Source organism: Streptomyces sp. NPDC058284 (genome assembly GCF_042881135.1).
In the GTDB taxonomy this organism is placed as follows: domain Bacteria; phylum Actinomycetota; class Actinomycetes; order Streptomycetales; family Streptomycetaceae; genus Streptomyces.
In genome coordinates this window covers 94,495-120,237 of sequence record NZ_JBHVYE010000022.1, presented here as the reverse complement: position 1 = coordinate 120,237, position 25,743 = coordinate 94,495, and the positions used below count along the sequence as shown (strand labels likewise).

At 73.8% G+C, this 25,743-nt stretch carries 21 protein-coding genes; 12 read left to right on the top strand and 9 right to left on the bottom strand.

Annotated elements, in window-relative coordinates:
• Positions 1-12: 12 nt before the first annotated feature.
• Positions 13-1,284 carry an NAD(P)/FAD-dependent oxidoreductase gene (locus ACFVYR_RS27400; RefSeq protein WP_384261380.1) on the bottom strand — a complete coding sequence of 424 codons (1,272 nt, stop codon included), beginning with the start codon at positions 1,282-1,284 and terminating at the stop codon, positions 13-15.
• The gene (locus ACFVYR_RS27395; protein WP_384261377.1) at positions 1,281-1,658 is read right to left on the bottom strand and encodes a bifunctional 3-phenylpropionate/cinnamic acid dioxygenase ferredoxin subunit; all 378 of its coding nucleotides are present in this window, start codon (positions 1,656-1,658) and stop codon (positions 1,281-1,283) included. The genes ACFVYR_RS27400 and ACFVYR_RS27395 overlap by 4 nt, the downstream gene beginning before the upstream one ends.
• 191 nt (positions 1,659-1,849) lie before the next feature.
• Here ACFVYR_RS27395 and ACFVYR_RS27390 point away from each other — a divergent pair, with 191 nt between their 5' ends.
• From ACFVYR_RS27390 to ACFVYR_RS27370, 5 genes are all read left to right on the top strand, one after another.
• Positions 1,850-2,680, top strand: a complete 831-nt coding sequence (locus ACFVYR_RS27390) for an IclR family transcriptional regulator (protein WP_384261375.1) — start codon at positions 1,850-1,852, stop codon at positions 2,678-2,680.
• A 263-nt stretch (positions 2,681-2,943) separates the two neighbouring features.
• Positions 2,944-4,029, top strand: coding sequence for an S-(hydroxymethyl)mycothiol dehydrogenase (locus tag ACFVYR_RS27385; protein ID WP_384261372.1), 1,086 nt, complete (start codon positions 2,944-2,946; stop codon positions 4,027-4,029).
• Entirely contained in the window at positions 4,026-6,470 is a 2,445-nt protein-coding gene (locus ACFVYR_RS27380) for an FAD-dependent oxidoreductase (protein WP_384261370.1), read from the top strand. The genes ACFVYR_RS27385 and ACFVYR_RS27380 overlap by 4 nt, the downstream gene beginning before the upstream one ends.
• 16 nt (positions 6,471-6,486) lie before the next feature.
• On the top strand, positions 6,487-7,641 hold the full coding sequence (gene solA / locus ACFVYR_RS27375) for an N-methyl-L-tryptophan oxidase (RefSeq protein WP_384261367.1): 1,155 nt from the start codon (positions 6,487-6,489) through the stop codon (positions 7,639-7,641).
• 44 nt (positions 7,642-7,685) lie between these two features.
• Positions 7,686-8,810, top strand: coding sequence for an aromatic ring-hydroxylating dioxygenase subunit alpha (locus ACFVYR_RS27370; protein WP_384261365.1), 1,125 nt, complete (start codon positions 7,686-7,688; stop codon positions 8,808-8,810).
• On the opposite strand, the gene ACFVYR_RS27365 is transcribed toward ACFVYR_RS27370, so the two are convergent.
• From ACFVYR_RS27365 to ACFVYR_RS27345, 5 genes are all read right to left on the bottom strand, one after another.
• Positions 8,800-13,434, bottom strand: coding sequence for a hypothetical protein (locus ACFVYR_RS27365; RefSeq protein ID WP_389612902.1), 4,635 nt, complete (start codon positions 13,432-13,434; stop codon positions 8,800-8,802). The genes ACFVYR_RS27370 and ACFVYR_RS27365 overlap by 11 nt on opposite strands.
• Before the next feature lie 67 nt (positions 13,435-13,501).
• Entirely contained in the window at positions 13,502-14,395 is an 894-nt protein-coding gene (locus tag ACFVYR_RS27360; RefSeq protein WP_384261361.1) for a hypothetical protein, read from the bottom strand.
• A complete protein-coding gene (locus ACFVYR_RS27355) occupies positions 14,392-14,538 on the bottom strand; it encodes a hypothetical protein (protein ID WP_384261358.1) in 147 nt (48 codons plus the stop codon). The genes ACFVYR_RS27360 and ACFVYR_RS27355 overlap by 4 nt, the downstream gene beginning before the upstream one ends.
• Positions 14,538-16,082 carry a hypothetical protein gene (locus ACFVYR_RS27350; RefSeq protein ID WP_384261356.1) on the bottom strand — a complete coding sequence of 515 codons (1,545 nt, stop codon included), beginning with the start codon at positions 16,080-16,082 and terminating at the stop codon, positions 14,538-14,540. The genes ACFVYR_RS27355 and ACFVYR_RS27350 overlap by 1 nt, the downstream gene beginning before the upstream one ends.
• 58 nt (positions 16,083-16,140) lie before the next feature.
• Entirely contained in the window at positions 16,141-16,845 is a 705-nt protein-coding gene (locus ACFVYR_RS27345; RefSeq protein ID WP_384261353.1) for a GntR family transcriptional regulator, read from the bottom strand.
• A gap of 149 nt (positions 16,846-16,994) precedes the next feature.
• Between ACFVYR_RS27345 and ACFVYR_RS27340 the strand changes: the two genes are divergently transcribed.
• The 5 genes from ACFVYR_RS27340 to ACFVYR_RS27320 are packed head-to-tail and all read left to right on the top strand — an operon-like array spanning position 16,995 to position 21,405.
• Positions 16,995-18,305, top strand: a complete 1,311-nt coding sequence (locus ACFVYR_RS27340) for an MFS transporter (protein ID WP_384261351.1) — start codon at positions 16,995-16,997, stop codon at positions 18,303-18,305.
• The gene (locus tag ACFVYR_RS27335) at positions 18,302-19,087 is read left to right on the top strand and encodes a putative hydro-lyase (protein ID WP_384261348.1); all 786 of its coding nucleotides are present in this window, start codon (positions 18,302-18,304) and stop codon (positions 19,085-19,087) included. The genes ACFVYR_RS27340 and ACFVYR_RS27335 overlap by 4 nt, the downstream gene beginning before the upstream one ends.
• A gap of 43 nt (positions 19,088-19,130) precedes the next feature.
• Positions 19,131-19,895, top strand: coding sequence for a LamB/YcsF family protein (locus ACFVYR_RS27330; protein ID WP_384261345.1), 765 nt, complete (start codon positions 19,131-19,133; stop codon positions 19,893-19,895).
• Positions 19,892-20,539 (top strand): allophanate hydrolase subunit 1, encoded by a 648-nt coding sequence (locus tag ACFVYR_RS27325; RefSeq protein WP_384261343.1) that lies wholly within the window; start codon positions 19,892-19,894, stop codon positions 20,537-20,539. Before ACFVYR_RS27330 ends, ACFVYR_RS27325 begins: the two co-directional genes overlap by 4 nt.
• Entirely contained in the window at positions 20,536-21,405 is an 870-nt protein-coding gene (locus ACFVYR_RS27320; RefSeq protein ID WP_384261340.1) for a biotin-dependent carboxyltransferase family protein, read from the top strand. Before ACFVYR_RS27325 ends, ACFVYR_RS27320 begins: the two co-directional genes overlap by 4 nt.
• A 36-nt stretch (positions 21,406-21,441) precedes the next feature.
• On the opposite strand, the gene ACFVYR_RS27315 is transcribed toward ACFVYR_RS27320, so the two are convergent.
• Complete coding sequence (locus ACFVYR_RS27315; RefSeq protein WP_384261339.1) at positions 21,442-22,860, bottom strand: HEAT repeat domain-containing protein; 1,419 nt, start codon at positions 22,858-22,860, stop codon at positions 21,442-21,444.
• A 300-nt stretch (positions 22,861-23,160) separates the two neighbouring features.
• Positions 23,161-23,553, bottom strand: a complete 393-nt coding sequence (locus tag ACFVYR_RS27310) for an ankyrin repeat domain-containing protein (RefSeq protein WP_384261336.1) — start codon at positions 23,551-23,553, stop codon at positions 23,161-23,163.
• A 285-nt stretch (positions 23,554-23,838) separates the two neighbouring features.
• On the opposite strand from ACFVYR_RS27310, the gene ACFVYR_RS27305 reads away from it, so the two are divergent.
• Both ACFVYR_RS27305 and ACFVYR_RS27300 read left to right on the top strand, forming a co-directional pair.
• On the top strand, positions 23,839-24,033 hold the full coding sequence (locus tag ACFVYR_RS27305) for a hypothetical protein (protein WP_384261334.1): 195 nt from the start codon (positions 23,839-23,841) through the stop codon (positions 24,031-24,033).
• Between the two features lie 37 nt (positions 24,034-24,070).
• The gene (locus tag ACFVYR_RS27300; protein ID WP_384261331.1) at positions 24,071-25,738 is read left to right on the top strand and encodes an ATP-binding protein; all 1,668 of its coding nucleotides are present in this window, start codon (positions 24,071-24,073) and stop codon (positions 25,736-25,738) included.
• Positions 25,739-25,743: the final 5 nt, after the last annotated feature.

The following is a 25,743-nucleotide window of genomic DNA, read 5'->3' as shown; positions in this document are numbered from 1 at the left end:
GCCGGGCCGACCTCACACCCCCGCACGCACCGTCACCCGTCCCGTCGAGTCGCCGCGCTTCCCCACCGGCTCCAGTGCCCGGTCGGCCGGCAGAGCCCTCCTCACCCTCATGAACGGCCGGGCCCGGTCGACCGCGAGGACCGCCGTGGTGCGACCCGCGCGCTCATACACGGCGAGGAAGCCGGTCCCGTCCTCGGCGTCCGGCGCCCCCTCGACGACGCGGACGGTGTCGCCGTCGGTGCGCCGGCCCGCGAACTGGACACGGGAGCCGTACTGGTCGGACCAGAAGTACGGCACGGGGCGCAGCGCCTCCACCGTGCGGCCGGCGAGCAGGTTCGTCACGGCCACTCGGGGCTGCTCCGTGGCGCTCGTCCAGTGCTCGGCGCGGACGCCGCCCACGCGGGCCACATCGCCCACCGCGACGACCTGGGGCAGCCCGGTGACACAGCCGTCGTCACACAGGACGCCCGCGTCCACGGCGATCGGTGAGCCCGCGAGCCAGCCGGTGACGGGGGTCGCTCCGATGCCGACGACCACCACATCGGCTGCCAGCAGCCGGCCGTCGGACAACTCCACAGCGGTGACTGCGCCTTGCCCGTCCGCCGGACTCCCGGATGCCGATACGGCCCCGGCGCGCGCGTGCGGGCTCCCCCTCAGCCCCGCCACCCCCACACCTGTCAGCAGCCGCGCCCCGCCACGGGCGTGCAGCCGCGCGCACACCGCCGCCATCTCCGGCCCGAGCTGAGCCGCGAGTGGCAGTGGCGCGGCCTCGACGACCGTGACCTCGTGGCCGAGCGCCGTGCACGAGGAGGCCGTTTCGGCGCCGATGAAGCCCCCGCCGATGACCACCACGCGACGCGGTCCACGGGTCAACTCCGCACGCAGGGCGCGGGCCTCGTCCAGGGTGCGCAGCGTGTGGACCCCCGCGAGCGATGGCCCGGGAAGGCGGCGTGCGGACGCCCCGGTGGCGATGACCACACCGTCGCAGGTCAGGGCGCGGCCGTCGTCGAGGACGACCGTGCGGCCACGCGCGTCGAGGGCCAGCGCCCGGGTGCCGAGGTGCCATTCGGCGGCGAGTTCAGCCGTCTCCTCGCCGTCGCAGAGGGCGAGTTCGGCCTCGCCCCCTTCGCCGGTCAGGAAGCCCTTGGACAGGGGCGGCCGGTCGTACGGCCGGTGCGGTTCAGCGCCGACGACGACCAGGCGGCCGTCGAACCCCTGGGCGCGCAGTTCCCGCGCCGCGTACAGTCCGGCGAGCGAGGCGCCCACCACGATGACGGTCCTCACGCCGCGGACCCGTTCCCGGTGGCTTCCGTGTCGGCGGCGAGGCCGTGGGAGGTGCCCCGGCCGGCCGGGCCGTCGGTGGCGAGGCGTACATGGACGACGCCGTCCTCGACGTACACCTGGTGGGTGCGCACGGGACGGCGCGCGGGCAGGCACGTGGGTTTGCCCGTACGAAGATCGAATGCCGCGGCGTGCAGCGGGCATTCGACCAGGCAGCCCTCCAGCCACCCCTCCGACAGGGAGGCGTCCTGGTGGGTGCACGTGTCGTCGATGGCGAAGAGTTCACCGTCGGCGTTGAACACCGCGACGGGCGGCGTGGTGTCGAGGCGGACGGATTCGCCCGCGGGGAGGTCGTCAAGGCGGCATACGGGGATCATGGGCCCCCCTCTGGGTGTCATTCGGCCCGGCCCCGGCCCCGCTGGGGACCAAGGCCCTTCGTTAACATGATGTTTCACATGGCGCACGAGGGAGCGCTATGCGCAACAGAATCCGGGTGGGGCGCCCATCGCGTCAAGGGCTTCCCGACAACGCGGCTCCAGCAGGCCGCCGGGGTGGTGAGAGTTCAGCTATGACGGGCGAGCGGAAACAGGCCGATCAGGGCGGGGAGCCGCGCGGGAAACCGCGGGAGAGGCAGTCCAGGGGGACGGCCGGATCCGTCCAGTCCGTGGACCGCGCGGTGAGCGTCCTGGAGATCCTCGCGCAGCACGGGGAGGCCGGAGTCACCGATATCGCGGATGAGTTGGGCGTCCACAAGTCGACGGCCTTCCGGCTCCTGGGGGTGCTCGAGAACCGCGGCCTCGTCGGCCAGGCGAAGGACCGCGGGAAGTACTTCCTGGGCGCCGGCGTACTCCGCCTCGCGGGGGCGGCGGCAGTGCGCATGGACATCTCGCAGGAGGGCGCCCCGGTCTGCCGCGAACTCGCGGACGAGCTGGGCGAGACGGTCAACATCGCGGTCCTGGACGACGACGCGGCGGTCAACATCATGCAGGCGCGCGGCCCGGCCTCGGTGACCGCGCAGAACTGGCTGGGCCGGCGCACCCCGCTGCACGCGACGTCCAGCGGAAAGGTGCTGCTCGCGCACCTGCCGACGACGCTGCGCGAGGGCCTGATGGCGCGCACCCTGCCGCGTCTGACCGAGCACACGGTGACCGGCACGGTGGCGTTGCGCGGCGAGCTCGAGGCGGTGGTCGAGCAGGGATTCGCCGTCGCCGTCGAGGAGTTGGAGGTGGGACTCGCCGCCGTGGCCGCGCCGGTGCGCGCGCACGACGGCAAGGTGATCGGGGCGCTCAGCGCGTCGGGTCCCGTCTACCGGCTGACCGAGGACCGGCTGACCGAGCTCGCCAAGCGCACCGTCGCGGCCTCCGTCGAGCTCTCCCGGAGAATGGGCTACGGCTTCTGAGAGCCGGCTCGCCTGCGACCGCGCGCCGGGACGACGGCGAGGCTATGCAGCGTACGGACACATGAGGGCGGGGCCGGGACCAGCGGCCCCGCCCTCGCGCGTGCCGTGCGCGCCCCCGAGCGCTCCCGCAGATTCGCGAAGGCTGAACTCCGCCCCCTTGACGGCCTCTTGATGGCGTTCCCAGTATGTCTCCCATAGCGCAACCGAACGTGCAGTACGCAACAACGCCGTCACGCCGTGCGCATCAGCAGAGGAGTCTGGCCGTGCCCCACGAGGTCCGTGCCGTCGTCGCCCCGAAGAAGGGCGCACCCGTCGAGGTGCAGACGATCGTCGTGCCAGATCCAGGCCCCGGAGAGGTCCTCGTCTCCGTACGGGCCTGCGGGGTCTGCCACACGGATCTGCACTACCGGGAAGGCGCGGTCAACGACGACTTCCCGTTCCTGCTCGGCCACGAGGCGGCCGGGACGGTGGAGGCCGTCGGCGCGGACGTCGCCGGTCTCGTCCCGGGCGACTGCGTCGTGATCGCCTGGCGCGCGCCATGCGGAGGCTGCCGTTCCTGCCTGCGCGGCAGGCCCTGGTACTGCTTCGACTCGCGCAACGCCGCCCGGCCCATGACGCTCCTGGACGGCACGCCGCTGAGCCCCGCGCTCGGCATCGGCGCCTTCGCCGAGAAGACGCTGGTCGCCGCCGGGCAGGCCGTGAAGGTCGACCCGGCGGCCCGTCCCGAGGCGGTGGCCCTGATCGGTTGCGGTGTGATGGCCGGGTACGGGGCCGCGGTGAACACCGGCGGGGTGGGCCGCGGTGACACCGTCGCCGTCATCGGCTGCGGCGGCGTCGGCAACGCCGCCATCGCCGGGGCGTCCCTGGCCGGGGCCCGCCGGGTCATCGCCGTCGACATCGACGACGCGAAACTGGACGGAGCGACCCGGTTCGGCGCCACGCACACCGTCAACTCCCGCGGCACGGACCCGGTCGCGGCGGTGCGCGAGCTGACCGGCGGCCACGGCGTCGACGTCGCGATCGACGCGGTCGGCGTCCCTTCGACGTACACGCAGGCCTTCTACATGCGCGACCACGCGGGCGTGCTCGTCCAGGTCGGTGTGCCCGATCCGGAGACGGCCGTCGAGCTTCCGCTCATCGATCTGTTCTCGCGCGGCGGCGCCCTCAAGTCGTCCTGGTACGGCGACTGCCTGCCCACCCGGGACTTCCCGATCCTCGTCGACCAGTACCTCAGCCGCCGGCTCGACCTGGGCGGCTTCGTCTCCGAGACGATCGGGCCCGACGAGGTGGAGGAGGCGTTCGCCCGTATGCGCCGGGGCGAGGTCCTCCGGTCGGTGGTCGTCCTGTGAGCCCCGGCCGGCCCGAAGGGCCCCGTGTCGTCGTCATCGGGGCCGGCATAGTCGGCTGCTCGCTCGCCGACGAGCTGACCTCCCGCGGCTGGACCGACGTCACCGTCCTCGACCAGGGGCCGCTGCCCGCGCCGGGCGGCTCCACCTCGCACGCGCCGGGCCTGGTCTTCCGGACGAGCCCCTCCCGGACGCTGACCGCGTTCGCCGCGTACACCGTGGAGAAGTTCCACGCCCTCCAGGCCGACGGCCTGCCCTGCTTCGACCCCGTGGGCGGCCTGGAGCTCGCCACCACCCCCGAGCGCTGGGCCGACCTGCACCGCAAGGCCGGTTTCGCCGCGTCCTGGGGCATCGACGCCGAACTCGTCGGACCGGCCCGCTGCAAGGAGTTGTGGCCGCTCGTCGACGAGAGCCGGGTGCACGGCGGTCTGTACACGCCCGACGACGGCCTGGCCCGTGCCGTGCCCGCCTGCCGGGCACAGCTGGAACGGGCACGCGCGCGTGGCGCACGATTTCTCGACCGGCACACCGTGACGGGCATCGAGCGCGCGGGCGGCCGCGTCACCGCCGTCGTCACCGACCGCGGCACCTTTCCCGCCGACCACGTCGTCTCGGCGGCCGGATTCTGGGGACCGGTGATCGGGCGGCTGGCCGGAGTCGACGTGCCCCTGCTGCCGCTGGCGCACCAGTACGTGAAGACGGCGCCGCTGCCCGAGCTCGCCGGACCGGGCGGCCCGCGTCCGGAGGCCTCCCTGCCGATCCTCCGCCACCAGGACCGCGACCTGTACTTCCGCGAGCACCACGACCGCATCGGCATCGGCTCGTACGCCCACCGCCCGCTGCCCGTCGACCCGTTCACCGTCCCCGCGTACGACGACGCCGAGGGCATGCCGTCCTCGTACCCCTTCACCGAGGAGGACTTCGCACCGAGCTGGGAGGACTGCCGGAAGCTGCTTCCGGCGCTGAGGAAGGCGGAGATCGCGGAAGGCTTCAACGGCGTCTTCTCCTTCACGCCCGACGGCATGCCGGTGCTCGGCGAAGCCCCCGCGCTGCGCGGCTTCTGGCTGGCCGAGGCCGTGTGGGTCACGCACTCCGCGGGCGTCGCCAAGGCGGTCGCCGAGTGGATGGTCGACGGGCGGCCCTCGCTCGACCCGCACGACTGCGAGCTGACGCGCTTCGAGGACGCGCAGCGCTCCCCCGCGTACGTGGCCGAGCGCGGCGCCCAGCAGTTCACCGAGGTCTACGACATCATCCACCCGCTCCAGTCGATGGACCGGCCGCGCCCCCTACGGGTCAGCCCCTTCCACGCCCGCCAGCAGGAGCTGGGCGCCGTCTTCCTCGAAGGCGGCGGCTGGGAACGCCCGCACTGGTACGAGGCCAACGCGCCGCTCGCCGAGGACGTCGAGGTGCCGGAGCGCGACGCCTGGTCGGCCCGCCACTGGTCCCCCGTCGCGGCGGCCGAGGCGCGCGCCACCCGCGAGCGGGTCGCCCTCTACGACATGACGCCGCTGCGCCGCCTTGAGGTCACAGGCCGCGGATCCCTCGCCTTCCTCCAGCGGATGACCTCCAACAACCTCGCGAAGAGGCCGGGTTCGGTCACGTACACCCTGCTCCTCGACGAGGCGGGCGGCATCCGTTCCGATCTGACCGTGGCGCGGCTCGCCTCCGACCGCTTCCAGGTGGGCGCCAACTCCCCCGCCGATCTCGACTGGCTGCTCCGCCATGCCCCCGACGACGTCCACCTCAGGGACATCACCTCGGGGACCTGCTGCATCGGCGTCTGGGGTCCGCTGGCCCGCGCGCTCGTGCAGCCGCTCGCCCACGACGACTTCTCGCACGAGGCGTTCGGCTACTTCAGGGCGAAGGAGACGTACATCGGGCATGTCCCGGTGACCGCCATGCGTCTGTCGTACGTCGGTGAACTGGGCTGGGAGCTGTACACCACCGCTGATCTGGGGATGCGCCTCTGGGACACGCTCTGGGCGGCCGGCCGGGAGCACGGCGTGATCGCGGCCGGGCGCTCCGCCTTCAACAGCCTGCGCCTGGAGAAGGGGTACCGCGCCTGGGGCCACGACATGACAACCGAACACCACCCCTACGAGGCGGGCCTCGGCTTCGCCGTCCGGATGGACAAGGGGGACTTCGTGGGGCGTTCGGCGCTCGAAGGGCTTGGGCGGCCTTCGCGCATGCTCACCGCGCTGCTCCTCGACGACCCGGCCGCCGTCGTCCTCGGCAAGGAGCCCGTCTACGTCGACGGCGCCCCGGCCGGGTACGTCACCAGCGCCTCGTACGGGTACACCCTGGGACGCTGCGTCGCGTACGCCTGGCTGCCGCCGCTGGCCGTGGGCACCGGCGTGCACATCGCGTACTTCGGGGAGAAGGTGCCCGCGACGGTCGCCGAGGAACCGCTCCTCGACCCGGAGATGACCCGCATCCGCCGCTAGCCGCCTGGAGGCACCGGTGTCCCCCACCTACGACGTGATCGTGATCGGCCTCGGCGGCATGGGCAGCGCCGCCGCCCACCACCTGTCCGCGCGCGGCGCCCGCGTCCTCGGCCTGGAGAAGTTCGGGCCGGTGCACAACCGCGGGTCCAGTCACGGCGGTTCACGCATCACCCGGCAGTCCTACTTCGAGGACCCCGCGTACGTACCGCTGCTGCTGCGCGCGTACGAGCTCTACGACCGCCTCGAACGCGACACCGGCCGCGACATCGCGACGCTGTGCGGCGGCGTGATGCTGGGCCGGCCCGACAGCCGCACGGTCGCCGGTTCGCGGCTCTCCGCCGAGCGCTGGGGCCTGCCCCACGAGATGCTCGACGCCAAGGAGATCCGCCGCCGCTTCCCCACCCTCACCCCGCGGGACGACGAGGTCGCCCTGTACGAGGCACGGGCCGGTCTCCTGCGCCCCGAGAACACGGTGGCCGCGCACCTCGAGCTGGCCACGCGGCGAGGCGCCGACCTGCACTTCGAGGAACCGATGACGCGGTGGGAGCCGTACAGGGACGGCGTGCGCGTGCACACCGCCGAGGACGCCTACACGGCCGGTCAGCTGGTGATCTGCCCCGGCGCGTGGGCGCCCGGACTCCTCACCGACCTGGGGGTGCCGTTCACGATCGAGCGGCAGGTCATGTACTGGTTCCGGCCGACCGGCGGCGAGGGCCCCTACACCCCGGAGAACCACCCGGTCTACATCTGGGAGGACGCGGAGGGTGTGCAGGTGTACGGCTTTCCCGCCATCGACGGGCCCGGCCTCGGCGCGAAGGTCGCCTTCTTCCGCAAGGGCACGCCCTGCACTCCGGAGACCATCGAACGGACCGTCGACGACCAGGAGGTCGCCGCGATGGCCGACCAGGTGGGGCGGCTGATCCCGGACCTTCCCGGCCGCTTCCTCAAGGCCGCCACCTGCATGTACTCCAACACCCCCGACGAGCACTTCGTCATCGCCCGCCATCCGGCGCACCCCGCGTCGGTCACCGTCGCCGCCGGATTCTCCGGCCACGGCTTCAAGTTCGTACCCGTGGTCGGGGAAATCCTCGCCGACCTGGCGCTGAACGGCGCCACCAACCACCCCATCGACCTCTTCGACCCCGCCCGCCTCGCCGCCGCGCCCGCTTGAGCCCCGCCCGCTTGAGGAGTACGAGAACGAGGAGTACGAGAACCGTGACGACGACCCCCTTGCCGCCGAGTCTCATCGCGACCCTCCCCGGCCACTACTACACCGACCCGGAGATCTTCCGGCAGGAGCAGGAACACGTCTTCGAAGCGCTCTGGTTCTGCGCGGTGCGCGCCACCGACCTCGACGTGCCGGGCGCCTTCCGCACCGTGCGGGTCGGCCGCGAAAGCGTCCTCGTCACCCGCTCGCGCACCGGCGAGCTGCGGGCCTTCCTCAACGTCTGCCGCCACCGCGGCGCCCGCCTGTGCACCGAGGAGTCCGGCCGGGTGCGCCGCGCCCTCCAATGCCCGTATCACGCCTGGACGTACGACCTGGACGGCAGGCTGATCGCCGCGCCCGATCTGGCGAAGCTGCCGGATGTGGACCGCGAGGCGTACGGCCTGGTGAAGGTCGCTCTGCGGGAGTGGCTTGGCTACGCCTGGGTGTGCCTGGCCGACGAACCGCCCTCCTTCGAGGAGACCGTCATGGGCGCCGCGGTCGAACGGCTCGGCGACGCCGCGTCCATCGAGCGCTACGGCACCGAGCGGCTCGCGCTCGGCAGGCGCGTCAGCTACGACGTGCGCGCCAACTGGAAGCTGATCGTCGAGAACTTCATGGAGTGCTACCACTGCGCGACCATCCACCCCGAACTGACCGACGTGGTGCCGGAGTTCGCCGACGGCTTCGCCGCGCAGTACTACGTGGGGCACGGCGCCGCGTTCGGCGAGGAGGTCGGCGGCTTCACGGTCGACGGCAGCGCGGGCTTCGGGCGGCTTCCCGAGGTCGCCGAGGACCAGGACCGGCGCTACTACGCGATCACCGTGAAGCCGACGGTGTTCGTCAACCTCGTCCCCGACCACGTGATCCTGCACCGGATGTTCCCACTGGCCAAGGACCGCACGGTCGTCGAGTGCGACTGGCTGTACGCGCCCGACGTCGTCGCGTCCGGCGCCGACCTGACGCGTTCCGTGGAACTCTTCCACCGGGTCAACACGCAGGACTTCGCGGCCTGCGAGCGCACCCAGCCCGCGATGGCGTCACGCGCCTACCGCGCGGGCGGGGTGCTCGTGCCGACAGAGCACCACATCGGACTCTTCCACGACTGGCTGACCAAACGGCTCGCTACGCAGTGACCGGGTCTCCTTGGGGTGCGGGCCGCTTGTACATCCGGGTCGCGGTGATCTCCCCGTGCACCGTCTCGCCGTCGGGGTCCTCGGGGGCCCGCTGCGGCAGGCCCGGACGCAGGTGCTCCTCGACGCTGATGTACTTCAGGCCCGCCCGCAGGTCCGCGTCGTTCCGCAACCGGATGACCAGCGGGAACTCGGCGAGCGCCGTCGTGTCGAACAGCCCGGTCGTGTAGAGCAGCTGCACACCGAGCGCGTCCGAGACGGCCCGCTGGAGCTCCAGGAGGTACGTCGCGTTGGCGCGGCCGATGGGGTTGTCCAGGAAGAGCGTGCCGGCGTGCCGGTGCTTGTCGCGGCCCCGGTCGTTGCTGCGCAGCGCGGCCATCGTGCAGTACAGGGCGATCGCGGCGGTCAGGAGCTGGCCGCCGGAGAACACGTCACCCATCTGTCCGACCGGGACGCGCTCGGCGCGCAGCACGGCGTCGGGCTTGAGGATCTCGACGGCGACGCCGCGCGGCTCCAGGGCGGCCTGCACCCCGCGCAGCAGCAGGGACATGCCGTCGCGCCGCAGGTCGGAGTTCTTCTTCACGGCGGCGCGGGTGGCGTCGTCGATGACGTCGCCGAGCCGCTCGACGAGCGTGGCCTGGTCGGGCTCCTCGAAGCGGACGCGCAGGAACTCCTGGCCCGACCACTCGCCGAGGCCCTCGGGCAGACGGGAGAGGCGCTGGGCGGACCGCAGCGTCGCGAGCGCGGACTCGACGAGGCCGCGCAGGCGGTCCACGATGCTGTCGCGGTTGCGCTCAAGCTGCTCCAGCTCGTCGGTGAGCACGCGGAGCCGGGGGGCGAAGGCGTCGGCCCACTTCTTGGCGTGGTCGGGCAGCGCGGACGCGGGGAGCTCGCGGATCTGCTGGCGGGCGGGGGTGCGCACCTGCTCGTACCGGGTCGAGTTCGCGTGGCGTACGAGGATGTCGCTCGCCTCACGCACCGCGGACTCGGCGGTCGAGAGGTCGGCGGCGCAGCCGCGCAGGGAGCGGCGGGCCTCGGCGGCGGAGTGGCGGGCCTCTTCGAGGGAGCCGGGGTAGGCCTCGGGGCTCTCCTCGGACTCGTCCTCCTGGTGCTCGCGCAGGAGGTCCCGCAGCAGGGCCGCGGTCTCGTCGAAGCCGCCTGCCGCGTCCTCGGTCACCCGGTGGGTGTGCAGCAGGGCGGCGTGGGCCTCCTTGGCGCGGCTGAGCGCCTCGGTGCGCGCGGCCAGTTCGCCGGTGGCGGTGCGCAGGAGCGTCTGGGCCTGCTCGACGTCGGCGGGGACGAGCTCCTCGGGGAGCTCGGTGTGGGCCTCGCCGTCCTCGGGGGCGTGCCGCTCGGCCTCGCCGCGCAGCCGGCCGAGCTGCTCGCTCGCGGTGGCGGCGCGCGCCTCGATGAGCTGGACCTGGGCCTCCGCGCGCGCGGCGGCGGCCTGCCGGGACGGGCCGTCGGAGCCTTCGGTGCCTTCGAGGAGCAGGGCCGCGCGGGTGCGGACCTTGTTGCTGAGCCGGTCCAGCTCGGCGAGGGCGGCGCTCTCGTCGCTCTCGGCGCGGGCCTGCTCGGCACGGAGGTCGGCGCCGACGCCCACCTTCTCGTAGAGCTGGGAGGCGGCGCGGTAGGCCTCGCGCAGGGCGGGCAGCGACGCCTTGGGGGTGTCGCTCTCCTCCGGTACGTCCTCGGGGGCGCCGGCGATCTCGGCGCGCTCGGCGCGCAGCGCGCGGGCGGTGCGGCGGGCGTCGTCGGCGGCGCGCTGGGCGGCGCGGCGGTCCTCGTCGGCGGCGCGGGCGCGGTCGAGGCAGGTCTGGGCGCGGGCCTCTGACTCGGCGGCCTCGTCGGCGAGTTCGCGCAGTTTGGCCTGCCAGCCGGCCCGCTCCCGCAGCCGGAAGGCGAGGCCCGCGAGGGCGTCGGCGGCACGGCGGGCGCGCTGGGCGGCCTCCTGGCGCTCGTCCCGCACGCGTGCGGCCTCGCTCGCCGCCTCGTCGGCCTCGGCGCGAGCGGTACGGGCCTCGGCGAGCTCGGCCTCGGCCTCCTCGGCGAAGGCGCGCGCCTCGTCGGCCGCGGCGGCGAGCTCGGCGAGGCGGCCGCTCGGGCAGCCGGTGCGCCAGGAGGCGAGGCGGGCGGCGAGCTCGCGGTCCTTGCCGAGCCGGGCGGCGAGCGCCCTGATCTCGTCGTCGCGCTGCGCGGCCCGCGCGCGCAGCGCCTGCCGCTCCTCGTCGGCGGCGTGCTCGTCGTGCATGGCCGGGTTCGGCGGTACGAGGAAGACGCCGCTGTCGGCGGCCTGCTCGCCCGGTGTGGGGGCGAGGAGGGCGGCGGCGGTGCCGACGGCCACGGCGGAGCGGGGCAGCAGGGCGGCGTCGGCGAGGGCTTCGCGGGCGCGTGCGTGCGTGGCCGGGTCGGTGATGACCACGCCGTCGACAAGCTCGGGGCGGGCGGCGAGCACGCGCGCGTGGTCGGCGGGGTCGACGGCCTGCGCGAGGTAGCGCCAGCCGGGCAGTGCGGGGATGCCGTGCTCGCCGAGGAACTCGACGGTGGCGAGGACGTCGGGGCCCGGCGGCAGGAGCCCGCCGTCGCCGAGGGCGCCGAGGATGCGGGAGTCGTCGGCGGCGGCGGTGCGCAGGTCGAACAGCTGTCGCTCGGCGGAGGCGACGCCCTCTTCGAGGAGGGCACGCAGGTCGTCCGCCGAGCGGTCGAGCTCGGCCACGGAGAGCGCGCCGTCCGCGCCGGCGGCCCCGGTGTCGCCGCGGGGCTTCGGCACTCCGCCGCTCGCGGTCGGCAGGCTGAGGAGCTCGGCGAGCCGCTCGTCCCCGGCGATGGATTCGGCGGCGCGGCGCTCCGCGTCGTGGGCGGCCTCGGCCGCGGTCGCCGCGTCCGCGGCGCGGGCCGCGGTCAGCTCCGCGCGGGCCTCGGCGGCGGCCGTCTCCTTGGCGTGGTCGGCGGCCCGTCGCGCGGCCTCGCGGGCGGTGTCCCAGGCGGCGACGGTGGTCTTCTCGGCGTCGCTCGCGGCGAGGGCGGCGCGGGCCGGGTCGGCGTCGGGGGCGGTGTCGTCGAGCCAGCCCGCGCGGACCGCTTCCGCGGTCTCCTGCTCAACCTCGGCGAGGCGCTGCTTCAGGTGGCCGAGTTCGCTGCGGGCGCGCTGGGCCTCGGTGGCGGCGGCGGTGGCGTCGCGGTGTGCGGTCTCGCCGGTCTCCTGGAGGGCCGCGGAGCGCTCCTCCTCCTCGTTCGCGAGGTTCTCCGCGCCTTCGGCGGCGGTGTGCAGGGCGCGGACGAGATCGGCGGCGGCCTTGGCGCGGGCGGCGAGCGCGGGCGCCGCGTCGCGTTCGGCCTCGCGGATCGCGACGGCCACGCGCGCGGAGCGGTCGGCGGCGGCACGGTGCCGCAGGACGGCTTCGGCGGCCTGCCAGGCGGCGTGCAGGGTGCGCGCGTCGGCGAGCTCGCGGCGCTGTGCGGCGGCGGCCTTCTCGGCGACGGTGAGCGCCAGGGAGGCGTGCCGGTAGGCCAGTTCGGCGGAGATCAGGGCGCTTGTGCCGCGCGCCCGCTCGGCCTCGGTGACGGTGTGGGCCGCGGCGGTGACCTGCTCGGCCAGTTCGGCGGCGCGACCGCGCTCCTCGACGGCGCGCGCGGAGAGCCTGCGCGCCAGGGTCCGCGTGCGGCGCTCGGCTCCCGCGTGCACGTCACGCGCGCGTGCCCGGGTCCCGGCGGCCTCGACGATGCGTCCGAGGAGGTCGACGGAGCCCGCGGTGAAGTCGCGTTCGGCCATCAGCTCGGCGCGCCGGCCCAGCTTGTTGCCGAAGCCGTGGACGAGGTCGGCGAGGCCGTCCGTGTCGCGTGTGTCGGTGACGGCGCGCAGCAGCAGGTCGGTGAAGTCGGAGTCCTTCTTGACCGCGAAGAGGCCCGCGGCCTCGCCTTCGTCGGCGTTCATCTCCCGCTGGTAGCGGAAGAGTTCGGGGTCGAGGCCGAGGTCGGTGAGGTGTTCGTTCCAGCGGTCGTGGATCTCTTCCCAGTGCACTTCGAGGTGGGGGTACGCCTTGACCGCTTCGGTCATGGCGTCGCGGAAGCCCTTCATGGTGCGCCGGCGCCCCTGCGCGCCCGACGCGCCCTCCGCCGAGGGCCGCACGGCGGTGGACTCGGCGACGGGCAGCGAGTCCAGGCTGAGGCCGGGTCCCGGCCGGAAGGAGTACCAGGCCTCGGCGAACTTCCGCGGGTCGTTGGAGACCTGCCTGCCCCGCCATTCGCTGACCTTGCCGACCACGACGCACTCGCCGGTCAGGGTGTGCTGCCACTCCAGGGCCACGTGGCCGCAGTCGTCGGCGAGCAGGAACTTGCGCAGCACGCCGGAGCTGGCGCCGCCGAGCGTGTTCCGGTGGCCGGGCAGCATCACCGAGAAGATCAGCTTGAGCAGGACGGACTTGCCGCCGCCGTTCTCCAGGAAGAGGACGCCCGCGGGCGCGGGGCGGCGCGGCGGGCCGACCGGCTCGTCCTCGAAGAACTCCGCCTGGGTGGGCGCGGGGTTGGGCACCTCCGCGCCGACGCCGCGCAGGTCGAGCACCGTGTCGGCGTAGCGCGCACCGGCCGGACCGATGGAGTAGAGGCGGACCCGGGACAGCTCGTACATGGCGGCGGACTCTCGTCGTAAGTCGTGCGGGACGGCGGGAAGGTGGCAGGGGTGGGACGGGGCGGGGTCAGGAGTGGAACGGCAGCCCCGCGTCGGCGGCCAGCTCCAGGTCGTCGGTGTCTTCGGGCGGCAGCAGTGTCGCCGAACCGTCCGTGACCGGTACGACGCCGAGCTCCAGGAGTTCCGCCATGGCCGCGCTGCCCGCCATGTCGCGGACCTGGAGCTGGTAGCGGGCCGTGGTGCGGTAGGTGCCTCCGGAGTCGTCGCCCGTCCGCTGCAGGAAGCCGGATTCGGTGAGGAAGGCGACGGCCTTGGCGACGATGCCGGTGGTGGAACCGGCGAGGCGGCGGGCGTCCTTGGTGGCGCCGGTCGAACTGCGGCGCGCCCAGATCCGCCAGGCGGCTTCGAGACCGGGAGCGTCGGTGGCCGGGTCGGTGTTCTCGCCCTGCTCCTCGGCGCGCTCCTCCAGGCGGTGGCAGGCCTGGCGCACGAACGCGTCGACGCCGTTGACCGTGACCCGGCCGATGTAGCCGTCGTCGGCGAGGTCCTCGGGGCGCGGGAAGGCCATGGCGGCGACGGCGAGGTGGGCGAGGCCGTGCAGGAAGCGGTCGGTGGAGTCGGTCGCCGCGCGGCGGGCGTAGTCGCCCATGCGGACGGCGAAGACGGAGTCCTCCTCGGCGGTCACGGCCATCCCCGCGCGCGGGGACACCTCCAGGACGACGAGGCCGAGCCCGGTGGCGACGGCGTCGGCGAGCCGCGCGAAGGGCGGGTCCTCGCGGTAGCGGCGGAGCAGGTCGCCGTACTCCTGGTCGCGGGCGGGCTGGAGCTTGGGCTGCAGGCCGAAGGAGACGAGCCGGGCGGCGTCGGCGGCGTCGGCCGGGGTGACGGGCGCGGGGGCGGAGGGCGCCGCCGCGGAGTCCGGCTCGCCCCACGCGGCGTGCTCTGCGGGGTGGTCGGTCACGGCGTGTGCTCCTTGCGGCGGTGAACGGGTCGTACGTCGTGGTGAGCGGGTCGTACGTCGTGGTGAGCGGGTCGTACGTCGTGGTGGACGGGGCGTACGCGCTCGGGGGTGCCCGGCGGCGTGGCGTGCTCTGTCGTGGGCATCAGGCCGCCTCCGTCCGTCCTGCCGCCATGCCGGCGGCGTCCAGGAGGGCCGTGCCGACGACGAGGTCGGCGCCGCCGAACTCCTCGTCGTCGAGCTCGGTGCCGTCGTCCACGGCGAAGAGCAGCTTCTCCTCGCCCTGGCGGTAGGCGGTGCCGACCGGCGGGCTTGCCGCGTGGACGGCCAGCAGGGCGACCAGGTAGGGCAGTTCGGGGTCGCGGCGGCGGGCGTCGGCAAGGAGGCCGGAGAGCCTGCGGGGCGCGTCGGCGGGCAGGTCGAGCAGGTCCATGGCGCTCGCGAGCTGCTCCTCGCTGAAGCGGCTGTCGTCCGGGGTGGCGATGAGGTCGGGCTCGGGCATCTCGGCGCCGAGGTGCTCGCGCTCCACGGGCGGCGTGAGCAGTATGTCGACGAGGTCGCCCACGCGGACGGAGACCGGTGTGCGCAGCCCGGTCCCGCGCGCGAAGAAGGCGTCCGTCACGCGGGTCGCCTGCTCGGCGGGGAGCGGCAGGAGGGGCGCGAGCAGCTGGCCGTACAGATCGAGGCCCGCGCGCGCGGTGGGGGCGGCGAAGGCCTGCCGGTCCTGCTCGGCGCGGAACAGCGGGCCCGCTTCGAGGAGTCGGGACTGCAGCTGCGTATGGCGGCGGATGCAGTCCTTGACGATGTCGACCAGCTCGGCGGCGCGGCGCTTGTGCTCGCCCGCCTTGGAGTCGGAGGCGGCCTCGGACTCGTCGCGCACCTTGCGGATGTTGGTCAGGATGGCATTCTCGTGGCGGTAGCGGTCGGCGACGTGGTCGAGGGCTTCCGCGATCATGTCGGGGACGGCCTGGAGCCAGTCCACCGCGCGGACGTTGCGCCGGGTGGCGTCGAGGGCCTTGCGCAGGGATTCCGAGTACTGCACGGTCCGGTAGCGGGCCTGCTCGGCGGCGAGCTGGGCGTCGGCGAGCCGGCCGCGCCTGATCAGGACCTCCAGCTTCACCTCGGCGGCGATCTGGGCGCTGGTGACGTCGGTGTCCAGGGCTCCGACCAGGACGTTGACCGCTTCGTCGGTCGTGCGCAGGAAGACACCGCCGCCGTAGCCGGGGACCTCTTCGAGGAGCTTGAAGTCGTAGTCCCTGCGGACATAGGTGCCGTCGGGGGTGAACGTGCCGTACACGGCGCGGAAGCCGCGGTCGACGCTGCCGACGTTGATCAGGTTCTCCAGGACCCAGCGGGCCACCCGCTCGTGCTCGGCGGCCGGGCGGCGCGGGGCCTGGGCTGCGACGCGCGGCAGCAGCCTGGCGACGATCTGCTCGTGGTCGGCGCCGGTGTCGAAGTCCATGTTCAGCGTGACGAGGTCGATGGCGGCGAGGGCCACCTCCGCCATCGCGTACACCGAGTACTCGCCCGCGAGATTGGCCTTGCGCACGTCGAGGTCGTGCAGCGGAGCGGTGCAGGCGAGCGCGCGCAGGCGGCGCGCCAGGCCCTCGTCGGCGGCCGGGCCCTGAGCGGGCCGCGGCCCCGCGCTGAGCTGGGGCGGAGCAGTGTCCGTAACGGCAGGCGAAGTCACGGTGCACAGACTAGGTCCTCGGTCTGACAACGGTCGAAACGGCGCAGAAGCGACCGGCTCAGCCGCCCGCGCCGACCCGGCGCCCGTACACCTCGACGAGGCCTTCGAGGGAATCCTCCAGGTAGTCGGCGAGCAGTCGTTCGGCCCGTCCGGCGTCTCCCGTCAGCAGGGCGGCGAGGATCTGCTTGTTGCGTTCGAGGTAGGGCTCGTGGAGGCGGCGCGGGTCGTCCACGACGTGGAAGGCCAGGCGGAGTTCGGCCAGGACGCTGCGCATGAGCTCGTCGGTGCGGGCGCTGCCCGCGAGGGCGACGAGCTCCCGGTGGAAGTGGATGTTGGCGGTGGAGACGCTCCGCCACTCCTGTTCCGCCGCCGCGCGTACGCCGTCCGCGACGGCATCCGCCACCGCGTCGAGGGCGTACGGGGGCTCGCCGAGGCCGCGGACGACCGCGCACTCGACGAGCCGGCGCATGCGGTAGATGTCTTTTACGTCCTCGATCGTGAGGACTCGCACGAAAACGCCCCGGTTGAGCTGGTGCTCAAGGAGCCGTTCGTGCGTGAGCAGCCGGAAGGCCTCCCGCAGGGTGTTGCGGGAGACGCCGAGCGCGCCGCCGATGCTGTCTTCGGAGAGGCGGGTCCCGGGCGGGAAGTAGCCCTCGGCGATGCGGGCCCTGAGGATGTCCGAGACCCGCTCCGCGGTGCTCGTGCGCCCCAGGAGCACACGGTCGTCGGCCAGTCCGCTCACGTCAGCCATCGCCTCAGCCATGCCCGGATTCAATCGCAGAGCGGAGAACGAAACAACACGGGTATTGAGGGATCGTTCAACGATCCTCTACGTTGTCGGGCACGGCTCGTTCCGACGGGCCGCGACCGCAGGCTCCAGCACCCTCCGTCCCCCTCTCCCGCGAGGTGCCCATGAGCACGACCCCACCGCCCCCACCCGCCCGCACCGCTCCGCCCGGACTCCGCCCCGAACAGGGCGAACTCCCCGACGACAGCGGCGCCTTCGGCTGGCTGCGCGCCCTCGGGCCGCGCGGTCGGCGCGCCTTCGCCGGCGCCTTCGGGGGCTACGCGCTCGACTCGTACGACTACTTCACGCTGCCGCTGAGCATGGTGGCGCTCTCCGCCTACTTCGGCCTCGACAGCGGTCAGACGGGCCTGTTCACCACCGTCACGCTCGTCGTCTCCGCCGTGGGCGGCGCCATCGCGGGTGTGGTCGCCGACCGGATCGGCCGCGTCAAGGCGCTGATGATCACGGTCGTCACGTACGCAGTCTTCACCGTCGCCTGCGGTTTCGCGCCCAACTACGAGACGCTGCTGGTCTTCCGCGCCCTCCAGGGGCTCGGTTTCGGCGGCGAGTGGGCGGTCGGCGCGATCCTCGTCGCCGAGTACGCGACCGCCAGGAACCGCGGACGCACGCTGGGGGCGATCCAGAGCTCCTGGGCCGTGGGCTGGGGGCTCGCGGTGATCGTTTACACCCTGGTGTTCCAGTTCCTGGACGACGACGTCGCCTGGCGCGTGATGTTCTGGACCGGCGCGCTGCCCGCACTGCTCGTGATCTACGTGCGCCGCAACGTGCACGACGCCCCCGAGGCTGCCGAGGAGCGCCGCAAGAGTTCCCACAAGGGGTCGTTCACGGCCATCTTCAAGCCGGGACTGCTGCGCGTCACGTGCTTCGCGGTGCTGCTGTCCACGGGTGTGCAGGGCGGCTACTACACGCTGGCCACCTGGGTGCCCACGTATCTGAAGGAGGACCGGGGCCTGACCGTCGTCGGCACCGGCGGCTATCTGGCCTTCCTGATCTCGGGCGCCTTCATCGGCTATCTGACCGGCGGCTACCTCACCGACAGGCTCGGCCGCAAACGGAACATCACGCTCTTCGCGTTCCTCTCCGCGGCCAGCGTCCTCGCGTACACACACATCCCGGACGGGGCCAACGGCCTGCTCCTCGTGCTCGGTTTCCCGCTGGGCTTCTGCATGTCGGCGATCTTCAGCGGCTTCGGTTCGTTCCTCAGCGAGCTGTACCCGGCCGCCGTGCGCGGTACGGGACAGGGCTTCACGTACAACACGGGCCGCGCGGTCGGCGCCGTCTTCCCGACCATGGTCGGCTTCCTGGCCGACAGCTGGGGCGTCGGCGGGGCGCTGGTCTTCGGAGCGATCGGTTACGGCCTCGCCGTCGTCGCGCTGCTCGGCCTGCCCGAGACCCGGGGGAGGGAGCTCCTGTGACCACCGGGGCGGTCCACAGCGCCAAGGAGGCCCGCGCGGCGTTCCGCTCGGGCGAGACGGGCCCCACCGCGGGCTGGGCGGCGGGCTTCACCCAGGCCAACCTCATCTCCGTCCCCGCCGACTGGGCGTACGAGATGCTGCTCTTCTGCCAGCGCAACCCGAAGCCCTGCCCGGTCCTCGACGTCACGGACGCGGGCTCCTGGTCGACCCCGCTCGCCCCGGGCGCCGACCTCCGCACCGATCTGCCGCTCTACCGCGTCTGGGAGGACGGTGAACTTCTCGACGAGCCCACGGACGTCGTCGGCCGCTGGCGCGAGGACCTGGTGACCTTCCTCATCGGCTGCAGCTTCACCTTCGAGTGGGCGCTCGCCGAGGCCGGCGTCCCGCTGCGCCACATCGAACAGGGCCGCAACGTCCCGATGTACGTGACCGCGCGCCCGTGCCGCCCCGCGGGCCGCCTGCACGGCCCCCTGGTGGTGTCGATGCGTCCCGTGCCGCCCCGGTGTCTCTCCGACGCCATCATGGAGAGCGCCCTGATGCCCGCGGTGCACGGCAGTCCGGTGCACTGCGGCGACCCCGCCGGGCTCGGCATCGACCATCTGGACCGCCCCGACTTCGGCGACGCGGTGGCCGTCGGCCCCGACGACATCCCGGTGTTCTGGGCGTGCGGCGTGACGCCGCAGGCCGCGGTGATGGCGTCGCGGCCACCGTTCGCGATCACGCACGCGCCGGGCAGGATGTTCCTCACCGACGCCCGCGACGAGCAGTACCGCGTGGTCTGACCACCGGGTCCGACCGTCGAGAACCCCCTGGAGACCTCCGCAGATGAGCACCACATCGATCGACCTCAACGCCGACCTCGGCGAGGGCTTCGGCCGCTGGCACCTGACCGACGACGAGGCGCTCCTGTCCGTCGTCACCAGCGCCAACGTGGCGTGCGGGTTCCACGCCGGGGACCCGGTGACCATGCGCAGGGTCTGCGACCGCGCCGCCGAACGCGGGGTGCGGATCGGCGCGCAGGTCTCCTACCGCGACCTGGCGGGCTTCGGGCGGCGCGCCATGGAGGTGCCGGCCGCGGAGCTGGCCGCCGAAGTGGCGTACCAGATCGGCGCCCTGGCGGTGTTCGCCCGCGCGGCGGGCACGCGCGTGTCGTACGTGAAGCCGCACGGCGCGCTCTACAACCGCGTCGTCCACGACGAGGAGCAGGCCCACGCGGTCGTCGAAGGGGTGCTCCTCGCCGACGCGTCCCTGCCTCTCCTGGGGCTGCCCGGATCGCGCCTCCTGGCGACCGCGGGGAAGGCCGGGCTCCCGGTCGTCACCGAGGCGTTCGCGGACCGCGCCTACACCGACGAGGGCACTCTGGTGCCACGGTCCAGCGCGGGTGCGGTCGTCATGGACGCGGACGCCGTCGTCGCGCGGTCCGTCGGCATCGCCGGGGCCGGGGTCGTCACCTCCCACGGAGGCCGCGAGATCGCGGTCCGCGCACGCTCGCTCTGCCTGCACGGCGACACCCCGGGCGCGGTGGATCTGGCCCGTCGGGTGCGGGCGGCGCTGGAGGGCGCGGGCGTGCGGGTGGAGGCCTTCGCATGAGGGTGCTGCCCGTCGGGGACCGGGCGCTCCTGGTCGAACTCGCCGACGGCACCGAGGCCCAGGCGCTCCACGCCGAGCTGCTGCGCCGCCGCGCGGCGGGCTCCCTGCGGGTAGGGGAGATCGTCCCTGCGGCCCGCACGGTGCTCCTCGACGGCCTCGACGAGCCCGGCCGCGTCGGGGCGGAGCTGCCCGGCTGGGAGATCCCGCCGCTGCCCGCGCGCGCGGGGGACGTCCTGGAACTCCCGGTGCGGTACGACGGGCCGGATCTCGCGGACGTGGCGGCGCACTGGGGCGTGCCCGCGGCCGAGGTGGCGCGGATCCACTCGGCGACCGCGTTCCGCGTGGCCTTCTGCGGGTTCGCGCCCGGCTTCGGCTACCTGACCGGACTGCCGGAGCGCTACGCGGTGCCGCGCCGGGCCACGCCCCGCACCTCCGTCCCCGCGGGCAGCGTCGCCCTGGCCGGTCCGTACACGGGCGTCTACCCCCGCGCCTCGCCCGGCGGCTGGCAGCTGATCGGCTCGACGGACGCCGTGCTGTGGGACCACGCGCGCGTGCCCGCCGCGCTCCTCTCCCCCGGCGTCCGCGTCCGCTTCGTACCGAAAGCCCCCTCGGACACACCCAGTACCGCACCGGAGGCTCGATGACCGGCCGTGCCTTCGCCGTCGTGCGGGCCGGGGCGCTGACCACCGTGCAGGACCTCGGGCGCCCCGGCCACGCCCATCTCGGGGTGCCGCGCTCGGGGGCTCTCGACCCGCCCACGGCCCGCCTGGTCAACCGCCTGGTCGGCAATCCGCCCGACGCCGCCGTCCTGGAGACCACTCTCGACGGCTGCGCCGTGCGCCCGCGCCGCCCCGTGACGGTCGCGGTCGGCGGCGCGCCCTGCCCGGTGAGCGTGAACGGCCGTCCCGCGCCCTGGGGGGCGCCGGTACGGGTACCCGCCGGAGCGCTCCTGGAGATCGGACCCGCCCTCTTCGGAGTGCGGTGCTACGTGGCCTTCGACGGCGGCGTGGCCGTGCGCCCTGTGCTCGGCAGCCGCTCCACGGACCTGCTGTCCGGGCTCGGCCCTCCGCCTCTCGCGGCCGGCGCGGTGCTGCCGCTGGGGGACCCGAGCGGCACGCACGCACGCGTGGACACCGTTCCGCAGCCCGCGCCGCCCCAGGAGCTGGTGCTGCGGGTGACGCTCGGGCCGCGGTCCGACTGGTTCACGCCGGCGGCTCTGCGGACGCTCACCACGCGCACGTACCGGGTGTCCGCGGCGAGCAACCGCATCGGCCTGCGTACCGAGGGCCCCGCCCTGGAGCGGGCGTTCCAGGGCGAACTGCCGAGCGAGGGGATGGTTCTCGGCGCGGTCCAGGTGCCGCCGGACGGCAGGCCCGTCGTCTTCCTGGCCGATCACCCGACCACCGGGGGCTATCCGGTGGTGGCGGTGGTCCGGGAGGCCGATCTGGCCGCGGCGGCCCAGGCACGCCCGGGCACGCCGCTGCGTTTCGTCGGCACCGGGCGGCGCTGAGCGCCTGTGGCTGACCCCTCGCGCGCCCGACCGCGTCTACACGGCGGGCGCGTCCGGCCCGATCCTGCTGCGTACCGCCGTCTGTACGTCGTCCTCCTCGGCTGGGTCGGAGGCGAGCCTGCGGAGCCGGTTGACCACCCGGGCGTCACCGGTCTCGGCGTGCCGTGCGGCGACCTCGCGGGTGGACTCCTCGCAGTCCCACAGGCACTCGACGGCGAATCCGGCGGCGAAGGAGGGGTCGGTGGCGGCCAGCGCGCGGGCGGCGCGACCGCGGAGGTGGGAGGAGGCGGTCTCTCTGTAGACGTGCCGCAGCACGGGTGCGGCGCAGGCGATGCCGAGGCGTCCCGCGCCGTCGACGAGGGTCCACAGCGTCGGCGCGTCGGGGCCTTCGCCGCGGACGGCCTCACGGAGCGCGGCGAGCACGAGCTTGCTGTCCTGCGCGCCGCCCCGGCAGGCGAGCATCCGCCCGGCGGCGGCGCCCAGGGCGTCGGGGCGGTAGGCCCAGCGCCGGGCGCGCTCCACGGCGGCGACGCTCCGCATCCGCTCGAAGGCGTCGGTCGCGGCGTCGGTCACCGCTTGGGACGGGCCCTGTGCGGCGTACTCGATGAGGTCGAGAACGGCGGGGTCGTGGATGTCGGCGAGGTAGCGCAGGGCGGTGCCGCGCGCCCCGTCCGAGCCCGACCGCGCGGCCTCGAGGATCTCGGGCCGGTCGTCGGGGCCCGCGACGGCGGACAGGCAGCGGGCCGCGGGCACGTACAGCACGGCGCCCCGTTCGAGGCCCTCCTGCGCCCAGTCGAAGACGGCCTGGACGCTCCATCCGGGGCGCGGTCCCGCGGGCCACATCTGGCGCTGCCAGCGGTCGAAGGAGCCCTGTTCCCGCGCGGCGCGCACGCGGGCGCCGATATCGGCGCGGGGGTCCTCTTCCCAGAGGCGCCAGGGCCTCGGTTCGTAGGCGTCGCGGACGGCGGCGGCCAGTTCGGCCTCACCCTCGGCGTCGGGGGCGAACCTGGCGAGCACGGGGGCGGCGAGGGCGCGCAGGCCCCCGTCGTCGTCGCGCAGCGCCAGCTCGTCGAGGGCCCACGCCCAGTTGGAGCCGAACGCCGCGTACCTCCGCAGCAGTTCGAGGGCGTCCTGCCTGCCGTACGAGGCGAGGTGCCCGAGGACGGCCAGGGCGAGGCCGGTGCGCGAGTCGTCCGTGTTCAGGACGTCCTCGGCGGCGAAGAGGTGCCGCTCGATCTCACCGAGCCCGCCGTGCAGGTCGAGGTAGAGCCGGGCGTAGTACAGCGAGCGGTTCTCCACCTGCCAGTCGTGGCGGGGGTCGCTGAGCACGCACTGGTCGAGGGCGGCGAGCGCCTCGGAGCGTGGGGCGGTGAGCGCGTGCAGCGTGCCGTCGCCGCGGCCCCTCTGCAGCAGGCCGAGCAGCGTACCGCTGGGCGCTATGACCGGATCGAACATGGGAAACAGCCTCACATCAAGCGTCGACGCAACCGGGAATCACGCATTACCTGGCCGTGCGCCAACACGTCGGGCCGCCCGCCGTCTCTTGCTTGTCGAAGACCATCTTCCTCTGCCTCTCGTCCATGGCCCAGGGGTCCCGGACGGGAGGTCCGGGGGCGGGCCGCTCACGGTCCACGCGGCGCGGCACCAACCGCCCCGCCGTCGCGTCCGTGAATCACGTCGTCATGATGACCCGGCGGTCAGGTCCGCCGCGACCACATTTCCAGCGCCCCCGTTATTGCTGGTCAGCTACCCCGTTCAGGCAGCCCCGAACAGCTTGAGCAGCTCCGCCTTTTCGAACATGCGGGCGGTGTCGATCGCCGAGGGCGTCCCCGCGGCCGGATCCGCGCCGCCCTCCAGGAGGGCTCGGATCACCGCGTCCGCGCCCTTGAAGACCGCGCCGGCGAGCGGCGTCTGGCCCCGGTCGTTGGCGCGGTTGGTGTCCGCGCCGCGCTCCACCAGGGAGCGGACCGCGTCGGCGTGCCCGTGGTAGGCCGCAAGCATCACCAGCGAGTCCCCGCTGTCGTTGGTGAGGTTCGCGGGGACGCCCGCGTCGACGTAGGCGGCGAGCGCGGCGGCATCGCCCTGACGTGCCAGATCGAAGATCTTGGTCGCCAGCTCCACGACCTCGGGGTCGGGGGCTTCGCTCATGGGGGCGTCCGCCTTTCTGGGTGTGCCGCCGGTGCAGCCGTACGAGTGAATCGACAGGGTACTGCCCTCGCGGGCACATGACGCGGCCCGCCCGCGGCAAAGATCACGCCTGGGGCGCGACCGGAGCGGCAGGCCGGCCGGGCCCGCTCCCGCACAGCCGCCCGGACTCCGCCATTCAGGTGAAATGGCTGCTAATTAACCCTTTTGCACCTTTTGTCGTATGGATACATGCTGTGAACCTGGAAGAACTCATGGTGACTGTCCCCACCAACCAGGAGAACCGTCATGATTCTTTCCATTTCGGGTGTCGTGCTGCTCGGCATCATCGTCTTCCTCTTCTTCCGCAAGGACGGGCTCAAGGGGTCCCACGCGATGGTCTGCGCGCTCTTCGGCTTCTTCCTCGCGGGCACCGCCATCGCCCCGAGCATCAAGGCCGGCAGCGCGAGCCTGGCGAGCCTCCTCGGCGGGATCAAGTTCTGACGCTTTCGCCTCTCGTACGCACCTCCAGGAGACAGACGTGGCCAGGCGCCCCCTCCCCCGCATTCTGAGCAACGGCACCGCATCCATCGCAAGGAGCCGGGAGCTCGCCCGGTCCGCGGCCGACAGCGCCACCGACGTCCTCCACCCGCTGATCACGATCACGCGCGGGCTGCGCCGGCTGGCGGCCGCCGGCCGGCGCAGATGGACCGAGACCCCCAAGGACAAGCGCAGTCCCCTGCTGTTCCTGGTGGCCTCCGTGGTCCTGGTCGTGGCGCTCGTCCCCTTCGGACCGCTGCTCGCCGCCATCTGCCTGATGGCGGCCGCCGCGTGGACGGGCCGCGAGCGCACCGCTCCGGAGCCGGAGGGCCCGGACGACGCGCAGACACAGCGGCTGCAGTCCCTCTACGAAGCGCTCGTCCCGTACTTCTCGGTCCCCGAGGACCCCGCCCCGCTCTTCGCGCACGGCGGCGAATGGGACAAGGCCTTCACCGAGTACGACTTCGACGACACCGGGCGGATCTCCCGGCTCGTGGTGCGCTACCCCGCATACTTCACGGACGGCGAGGCCGAGTCCCGCGCGCGGATCGAGCAGTTGCTGCACGCCAAGTCGGGGCGCGGCCGCGAGTACCACTTCGCATGGGACGAGGAGGGCAACCAGCTGACCGTCTCGGTGCTCTCCCCGCTGCCCACCGACATCGCCGCCCAGCGCTTCGTCACCGCCCCCGGAGAGGCCGTGCTCGGCTTCACCGACGAGACCGGCGTCCAGCGCACCCTGCCGGTGACCGACGGCGAGGAGCACCGCGACGTGCCCCCCGTCGTGTGGCGCACCGGTTTCCGCTCCACCGAGCCGCACCTGCTCATCGCCGGGCAGCCGGGCAGCGGCACGACGACGCTGCTGCGCTCCATCGCCCTGCAGGCCCTGCAGTACGGCGACGTCCTCATCGTCGAGGGCAGCGGCACCGGCGACTACGCCTGCCTGACAGGGCGCGGCGGCGTCCTCGCCGTCGAGTGCGGGCTCACCGGCGCCCTCGCCAGCCTCGAATGGGCCGCCCATGAGACCGAGCGCCGCCTCATCTCGGCGAACCGCGCACGCCAGGCGGGCCACCCGCCGCCCGAGGACACCAAGCGCCCCCTGTGGATCCTCCTCGACCGCCCGAGCATCCTCGGCCACCTCGCCGCGGCCGACGGGCGCAGGGACCCCCAGTCGCTCCTTCAGGTGCCGTTGCGGCACGGCAGGGCGGCCAACGTGACGGTCGTGGTGGCCGATCAGCTGGACACCCTGGACGCGCTCAGCGAAGCCGTGCACCAGCACACACGCGCGCGCGTGCTGCTCGGGCCCGCCACCGTCGACCAGCTGGAGGAGGTTCTCGGGGCGCCGCCCCACACGACGCCCACGTCGGACGTGCCGCCCGGCCGTGGCTACGCCCGGCTCGGCAGGGGGCCCGTGCACCGCCTCCAGGTGCCCGCGACGCCCGACCCCTACGACGACGCGACCAGCGAGGCACACCGCCGTGCGGTCATGGAGCTGCTCCCTGAGCCGATCGCCGAGCCGGACCCGGCGGACACCACCGCGACGGAGCCGCTCCCCGAGGCGGCGGAAGCGACGGAGACGGCCCCACAGACGCCGGAGACGGTCCCGGTCCCCGCACCCGTGGAAGCCGCTCCGGAGGCCGCGGGGGCGCGCCCGGTACCCGCGGAGAGCTGACCCGC